Raw genomic sequence first — 1,144 nt, 5'->3', positions numbered from 1 at the left:
GGGCCAAAAATCTCTGCTTGTGCCGACCCCGCCGCGCGCAGCGAGCCGCCCGCCCAGAGCGCGGCGCCGTCCTTGGTGCGCAGCCTGAATGCCGTCAGCGCGCTGCCATCAAGCAGGTTCATGCCGATCCAGTCCCAGCCGACTGCGTCCGGGTGCATCAGCGACTGGCTCCATTCGTGGTCGAGCCACGCCTGTCCCTGCACCGGCAGCGTTTCATCGCCCAGGCTGAGTTGGCCGCTTACCTGCAATTGCGGCAGGCTGTAGTAGTAGCTGGCCTGGCTGGCTTCGGGCCCCTTGCGTGACCAGCCCTGCTCGCCTTGCAGCAGCAGCGGCTGGGTTTCACGCAGAGCCAGTTGGAACGAGAAGTCTGCGCCGATGGCTTTTGCCTGGTAGGTGCTGGTATTGCCATTGCCACTGCCACCGCGCCTAAGCCACCAATTGCCCAAACTGAGGTCGGTGTCTGTTTCGCTGGCACTGGCCAGGTCGATTTGGGCGTTACCTGAGGCGCGGGCAATGCGCTGGTCGTGCAGCAGGCGCTGGCCCGCTACGTCGGTCACGGCGGCATGGGCAAAAATGAGTTGTTTGGCGGAAAAGGCCGAGCGCATGCCCTGTGTGACCGGCACGCGCGACCTGAAAAAAGTGATCTGGAAACCAAACTCGCGCTGTGCCGCCTGCAGGTGCCCGGTGATGTACCACCACTCGATGGCAAAGTCGGGGTGGCTGCCGAGGTCACGCGGGAACTGCAGCGGCGCTCTGGCCTGAGCCTGTGCCGCCCAAGGCCAAAATGGCAGGCTCAGGCCCAAACTCAAGCACTGTCGGCGTTTCATGCCGGGCACCGCTATTTCAGGCTGCCAGACAAGAACTGCGCCAGCCGCACGCTCTTGGGGCTGGCCAGCACCTGGGCCGGGTCGCCCTCTTCTTCGATCTGGCCCTTGTGCAAAAAAATCAGGTGGTTGGCCACTTCGCGGGCAAAACCCATCTCGTGCGTGACGACCACCATGGTGCGGCCTTCCAGGGCCAGGTCTTTCATCACCTTGAGCACTTCACTCACCAGCTCGGGGTCGAGCGCGCTGGTAGGCTCGTCGAACAGCATCACTTCGGGCTCCATGGCCAGCGCGCGGGCAATCGCCACGCGCTGCTGCTG

At 64.2% G+C, this 1,144-nt stretch carries 2 protein-coding genes; both read right to left on the bottom strand.

Going from position 1 to position 1,144, the window contains the following annotated elements:
- On the bottom strand, positions 1-827 hold an 827-nt coding region (locus tag IBX54_RS15185), incomplete at its 3' end, for a carotenoid 1,2-hydratase (RefSeq protein ID WP_296543482.1).
- 11 nt (positions 828-838) lie between these two features.
- Positions 839-1,144, bottom strand: a 306-nt coding sequence (locus tag IBX54_RS15180; RefSeq protein ID WP_296543481.1) for an ATP-binding cassette domain-containing protein, incomplete at its 5' end; no start/stop codon positions are given.

The sequence above is a fragment of the Rhodoferax sp. genome, assembly GCF_014859475.1.
Lineage (GTDB): Bacteria > Pseudomonadota > Gammaproteobacteria > Burkholderiales > Burkholderiaceae_C > Rhodoferax.
Note: the sequence above shows the minus strand (reverse complement) of the source record. Positions and strands in the feature narration are given on the sequence as shown.